This is a genomic window from Nocardia sp. NPDC003693, from assembly GCF_053981095.1.
Window position 1 is genome coordinate 1 of the sequence record NZ_JBSFNO010000058.1, and the last position, 6227, is coordinate 6227.

Sequence of the window (6227 nt, forward strand, 5' to 3'; positions counted from 1 at the left end):
GCTGCGGCGGTCTCGGATCGGGGACCGCGACCGTCTGCGGAGGCATCGCTGCACGCCGCGCTCTACACCGCGCTGCCCGACTGCGGCGCGGTGGTGCACGCGCATCCGCCGCACGCGACCCTGGTCGCCGGAATGTCCTACGGCCCGACGATCGACTTCGAGAACTTCGAGATCATCAAGGGTTTCGGCCCGCGCCGGCCGGGACCGTTCGCGCTGCCCGTCCTCACCAATCACGACGACGTCCCGCGCATCGCCGCCGATCTGGCCGAGGCGGTGCGACCGGACGGCCCACCCGCCATCCTCATCCGCCGGCACGGCGCGACGGTGTGGGGCCCGGATCTGGAGACGGCGCGCAACCGGATGGAGTGCTTGGAATTGCTGTGCGAACTACATCTACGAACCAGGGAGCGACGGCCATGACCATCGTGCAGGTGATGCCGGAGGGCGACCGCCACACCGTCATCGAACGAACCACCGACCCCGCGGTTATCTCGGCGCTGCTCGCGCCCTACGGAATCACGCTGCGGCAGTGGGAAACCCGCGAACTGGCGCTCGACGCCGGAACCGATCAGATCATCGCCGCCTACCGGGCCGAGATCGACGAGGTCTGTGCCGAGGGCGGCTACCAGCTGGTCGACGTGGTGCGTATGGTCCCGGAACCCGACAGCGCGCAGTGGCGCGAGCTGGCGGTCTCGGCGCGCGAGAAGTTTCTCGACGAACACCGGCACGCCGAGGACGAGGTGCGATTCTTCGTCGAGGGGCGGGGCTGTTTCTACCTCCATCTCGGCGACAAGGTCTTCGCCGTCGTCTGCGAGCGCGGTGATCTGATCTCCGTTCCGGCGGGCACCACGCACTGGTTCGACATGGGCGAACGGCCGCAATTCTGCGCCATCCGCTTCTTCGAGCGCGAGGACGGCTGGGTCGGCGATTTCACCGGCGATCCCATCGGCGGCCACATGCCCACCCTGGACGAACTGCTCGCGTAATCCGCATTCGATCGGCAGGAGTCGCCATGCGACAGCACGTCATTCACTCACGCGCGGCACGGGCCGTCCTGGCCGCGGCCGCGGCCGGCACGATCGCGATCGGCGGTGCCGCGTGCGGCTCGGACGGTTCCGACAGCCCCGCGACCCCGACCACCACGGTCGCGGCGACCACCACCGCGGCCGCGCCGTCCGCGCCGCCGAGTACGGCGCCGGAGTCCCCGGGTACCGCACCCATCACCACCGAGCCGCCCGCCCGGGCGCCGGAGCCGGAGACCGTCGCGCCCCCGGCGCCGACCCGCGCGCCCCAGGGTCCCGCAACCCAGCCTCCGGCGCCGGAGAAGCCCGCGCCGCAACCGCCCGCGGCCGAGGCTCCGACCCTGCCCGAGCCGGGCTTCGAACCCAAAGCCGGTTACTGATCTCCCGCAGGTCCGTTTCCGATGCACTCGACAAGGAAGAGCATGACGAATTCGACCCGACCCAGTGTGCTGGGCGCCGCCGCCGTCATCACGGCCGCGGCCCTGCTGTCCGCGCCCGCGCCGCACGCCGCGGCCGCCCCCGCCGACGGCGGCAAATCCATCGTGGTCATGGGTGATTCCTTCACGGCCAACGGCGATATCGCCGCCGCGCTGGAGAACACCGCGCCCGGTGCGCAACCCGACTGCTCGCACGGCCCCACCTCGTGGCCGACCCAGCTGGCCCAGGGCATGGGACTTTGGGGCACAACGGATTTCATCGACGCGTCCTGCCGCGGGGCGACGCTGGTGAGCGGCCCCGGGTACACCCTGGTGCACGAGGCCCGCGCCGTCGACGCGCAGGGCGCGTTCGGGCCGCGCACCGAGGCCGTGCTGATCCAGACCGGACTCAACGACTCCTGGGGCGACAATCAGGTCAAGCTGCGCCAGACACTGCTGAACTGTGTACTCGACGTCATCCGCGGCTGCGGGCCCGAGGCCGCCGCCGAGGGGCGCGCGACCGACTACCGCGGCCTGACCACCGACGAATACGTGAAACGGGTCGAGCCCGTGGTGAATTACGTTCGCTACTACGCGCCGAACGCCCGCATCATCTTCGTCGGCTACCCGGAGATGAACGCCCCCGGTTCGCAGACCTGGTGCGTCAACGTGCTCGGCGTCGGCCAGATCGTGCAGCAGCGCGCGGGTTCGGCGATCGAGCTGTGGAACCGGGTGGATACGGCCCAGCGCGAGGGCGCGCGCCGGCTCGGGGTCGAGTTCTTCGATGCCCGAGCCGTCACCGCGGGCCACGGGCTGTGCACGCCCGAGCCGTGGCTGGCCGGAATCCTCGACCCCGCCAGTGAATTCCTGGGCACGCCGGTGCACCCGTCCACCCGCGGTGACGCCGTGGTGGCCGCCGGGCTGCGGCAGCTGATCGCGGGCTGACCGTGACCCGCGAGATCGCCACGCCCCGGTCGCACGCCCCACCCGCGCCCGGCGCCGCGCGCCCGGCCCTGCCGTCGCTGACGGGCGCGCGGTGGTGGGCGGCGTTCGCGGTGTTCATCCTGCACGCACTGGTGTTCCTGCCGGTGTATCCGTTCCAGAAGTCGGAGCTGTTCCGGCAACTGCACCAGGCGATTCCGATGCAGCTGGGCGCGGCGGGGGTCACCTTCTTCTTCGTGCTGTCCGGCTTCATCATCTACTGGTCGTTCACGCCGGGCAGCTCGGTGCGGATGTTCTACTGGCGGCGCGTGCTGAAGATCTATCCCACCCATCTCGCGGCGGCCGCGGTGTTTATCCTGGCCGCGTCCGTGCCGCTGCATCGCGCGGTGGTGTGGGTCCCGAATCTGTTCCTGGTGCACACCTGGGTGCCGAAGTGGACGACCGTCGGCGGGCTCAACGTCCCGGCCTGGTCGCTCGGCGCGGAAATTCTTTTCTACCTGAGCTTTCCGCTGCTCCTGCCGCTGGTGCTGCGGATCGGCGGGCGCCGGCTGTGGTGGTGGCTGGGCGGACTGCTGGCCTTCGTCCTCGTCCTGCACACGATCTACTACCTCGGAGCGCCCGGTCCCAAGGGAATCGAGAACGCCTTCGCCCCGCGCCTTTTGCCGGGCGAGGATTCGCCGCACTACGAGATCCACGCGTCGCAGGCGTGGTTCCGGCAGGCGGATATCCCGGTGCCGCAGGCCTATTGGCTCAGCTACTACTTCCCGCTGTCACGACTGCCCGAGTTCTTCCTGGGCGTGCTCGCGGGAAGGCTCGTCCTGGAGGGGCGCTGGCGCCTGACGGACGTGCGGCTGCCGCTGGCCGCGCTGGCCGTCGCGTACCTGGCGACCTGGGTCGTGCCGGTGAACTACAAGATGTCGGCCCTGCTGGTGGGGCCCATGGTCGCGGTCGTGGCGACGATGGCGGCCCGGGATCTGACCGGACGGGGCGGGCTGAACTCCACCCCCACCATGGTGTGGTTCGGAAAGATCTCCTACGCCTTCTATCTGATCCAGTTCCCGGTGATGGTGTTGATCACCCGCTGGTTCATCGGCGGACGACAGTTCGGCCCGCTGGGCTGGCTGGGCTTCGCCACGCTGAGCCTGGTGGTCTCCACGGCCGCGGCGGCGCTGATCTTCCACCGGCTCGACGAGCCGCTGATGCGCAGATTCGCCGGCCGACGCCGGCCGACCTCACCCGATCCCGCTATCCGGAATACGGAGAACCCATGACGCTCAGTGCATCCCTCGGTCAATCGCGCGACATCGATCTGCCCGGCGCGCGGATCCGGTACTACGAGGCCGGGTCCGGCGCACCGGTGGTGTTCGTCCACGGGCTGCTGGTCAACGCCAATCTCTGGCGCAAGATCGTGCCGGACATCGTGGCGGCCGGCTATCGCTGCCTGACCCCCGATTGGCCGCTGGGCGCGCATTCGATCCCGGTCCCCGGCGCCGACCTGACCCCGACCGGCCTGGCCGATCTCATGGCCGCCTTCCTGGACCGGCTCGACCTGAACGATGTGACGCTGGTCGCCAACGACACCGGCGGGGCCATCACCCAGGTGCTGCTCAGCCGCCGGACCGACCGGATCGGGCGGGTGGTGCTCGCTTCGGTGGACTGCTACGAGCGATTCCTGCCGCCGCCGTTCAACGTCCTGCCGCCGCTGGCGCGGATCCCCGGATCCATTCGGCCGCTGACCGAACTGCTGCGCATCCGCGCACTGCATCCGCTGCCGGTGGCCCTGGGCTGGGTGGCCAAACACCAGGTGCCGTACGAGATAGTCGACAGCTACCTACTGCCGAGCCGGAATTCGGCGGCCATCCGCGCGGACCTGCGCCGCTTCCTGCTGACCGCCGACCGGAAGTACACCCTGGAGGCGGCCACCCGATTCGACAAGATCGATATTCCGGTCCTGCTGGCCTGGGCGCGCGAGGACAAATTGTTCCCGCTGCGGCTGGCCGAACGACTGGCCGCGGACCTGCCGAACGCGACCCTCAAACTCATAGACGACTCCTATACCGCGAGCCCGGAGGATCAGCCCGAGTTGCTGACCCGCATGATTCTGGAGTTCACTCGCATGTATGACCACTAGCCACGAAAAGCGTTCGCTCACTACACGACTCGCCCTCGAGAGTGCCGCTCGTGAACTGTTCGCCGAGCACGGCTTCAGCGCCGTGTCCGCCGATCAGATCGTCGCGGCGGCGGGCGTCACCCGTGGCGCACTGCAGTACCAGTACGGCGACAAGCGCGGACTGTTCCTGGTGGTGCTCGAACGATTGGAACGAGAGAACAGCGAGGAGATCAGCGTGGCGACAGCCGCCGCGAACTCGGAGGAACCGATCGTCCTGATCGAGGTGGCCCTGCGGACATTCCTCGACATCTGCGTGCGCCCGGAGATGGTGCGCATCGCGCTGTCGGACGGTCCCGCGGTGCTCGGCAGGCAGGCGTGGCGCGAATTCGAGATCCGGCACGGGCTGGGCCTGGTCGTCCCGCCGCTGGAAGCGGCGCGGGCGGCCGGGAGCCTGGCCGATGTCGACATACCCGTTCTGGCCCAACTACTGCTCAGCGCGATCACCGAGGCGGGACTGATCGTCGCGAGCGCCCCCGATCCGGACCTCGCCGCCGACCGCGCCCTGCGGGCGCTGATGGCGATCGTGTCCGGGGTCGTGGGCGGCGTCCCGGTGGGCGAAGCGAGCCGGGTCGACGGCGCCGCGGAGCCCATGCGGTAGCCCCGGCGCCTGCCGGAATGTGCCCGCCGTCAACGAATGTCGACCGCGTTTCCGGCAGCATCCGCTGCGGAGAGGGTGCACTGTGTTTTTCGACGGCGCGGGTGGCCGCATGAGTTATCGAATCTGGCGGTGTGACGGCGACGCCGCCGCCGTCATGGTCTTTCTGCACGGTATCGGGCAGTCCAGTGCCCTCTACCACCGATTCGGCAGGGCGATGAATCGCGGCGGTTTCGAGGTCTGGGGGCTCGATCACGCCGGACACGGGCTGAGCGAGGGCGAGCCGGACACGATGGCGCCGATTCCGACGCTCGTGGCCAATGCCGAACTCTTCCTGTCCATGGCGCACGCGGCGCATCCCCGGACGCCGCTGATCCTGGCCGGGCACTCGCTCGGCGCCGGTGTGGCGCTGCTCGCCACCCAGGCCGGAGGCGCCGCCGCGCGGCAGGTGCGGGCCCTCGTGCTCACCGGCACCCCGACCCGCGATGTGATCATGAACTTGCCCGCCCCGCCGATCCCGGCGCTGCTGCTGCACGGGGCCGACGACCACATCGCCGCGATAGATCCGGTACGGCGCTGGGCCGCTCGCTCCGCCGGCGTCCGCTTCCACGAGTTCGCCGATGCCGGGCATGATCTGCTGCATGAGCCGGTGCGGGGTGAAATCCATTCTCTGATAGTGGAGTTCGTGCATCGCGAGTTGGACGGTCAGCGAAAGCCGTTGGAGGCCCGCGCGCCGCTGGTCGAGCACGCGCGGCCGAGCTCGACGGGAACGGGGGCGCGCGGCACCGTCCGGGTTGTGCGACACGAGCCGTCGCGCGTGACGTAGGGCCACCGGTTCGAGCCGGTCGTACCACCCAACCGACCCCGATCGACTCGACGGTGCCGGGAGTACGGGATCGGCGCGGCGGGGGCCGCCGGCCGTGTTTCCGGATGCGCACACCGCACCGAGAAACCGGCGGCCCACGAGGGTCAGCGACCAGCGAAGCTGTGCCACCGCAAGGTGCCACCGCAAGGTGCCACCGCAAGGTGCCACCGCAAGGTGCCACCGCAAGGTGCCACCGCAAGGTGCCACCGCAAGGTGC

8 protein-coding genes are annotated in these 6227 nt (G+C 69.8%); all 8 read left to right on the plus strand.

Annotated elements, in window-relative coordinates:
• Positions 1–420: class II aldolase/adducin family protein (locus ACWDOP_RS36435; RefSeq protein ID WP_456348716.1), on the plus strand; the 420-nt coding region annotated here is incomplete at its 5' end.
• Positions 417–986: a 1,2-dihydroxy-3-keto-5-methylthiopentene dioxygenase gene (locus tag ACWDOP_RS36440; protein WP_456348717.1), complete on the plus strand. Its 570-nt coding sequence runs from the start codon at positions 417–419 to the stop codon at positions 984–986. The genes ACWDOP_RS36435 and ACWDOP_RS36440, both read left to right, overlap by 4 nt.
• Positions 987–1012: 26 nt before the next feature.
• Positions 1013–1402, plus strand: coding sequence for a hypothetical protein (locus ACWDOP_RS36445; protein WP_456348718.1), 390 nt, complete (start codon positions 1013–1015; stop codon positions 1400–1402).
• Between the two features lie 42 nt (positions 1403–1444).
• Positions 1445–2383 (plus strand): SGNH/GDSL hydrolase family protein, encoded by a 939-nt coding sequence (locus ACWDOP_RS36450; RefSeq protein ID WP_456348719.1) that lies wholly within the window; start codon positions 1445–1447, stop codon positions 2381–2383.
• A 2-nt stretch (positions 2384–2385) separates the two neighbouring features.
• Entirely contained in the window at positions 2386–3651 is a 1266-nt protein-coding gene (locus ACWDOP_RS36455) for an acyltransferase family protein (protein ID WP_456348720.1), read from the plus strand.
• On the plus strand, positions 3648–4511 hold the full coding sequence (locus ACWDOP_RS36460; protein WP_456348721.1) for an alpha/beta fold hydrolase: 864 nt from the start codon (positions 3648–3650) through the stop codon (positions 4509–4511). Before ACWDOP_RS36455 ends, ACWDOP_RS36460 begins: the two co-directional genes overlap by 4 nt.
• Positions 4501–5148, plus strand: a complete 648-nt coding sequence (locus ACWDOP_RS36465; RefSeq protein ID WP_454204052.1) for a TetR/AcrR family transcriptional regulator — start codon at positions 4501–4503, stop codon at positions 5146–5148. Before ACWDOP_RS36460 ends, ACWDOP_RS36465 begins: the two co-directional genes overlap by 11 nt.
• 109 nt (positions 5149–5257) lie before the next feature.
• Entirely contained in the window at positions 5258–5971 is a 714-nt protein-coding gene (locus ACWDOP_RS36470; protein ID WP_456348722.1) for an alpha/beta hydrolase, read from the plus strand.
• The last annotated feature ends 256 nt before the right edge of the window (positions 5972–6227 follow it).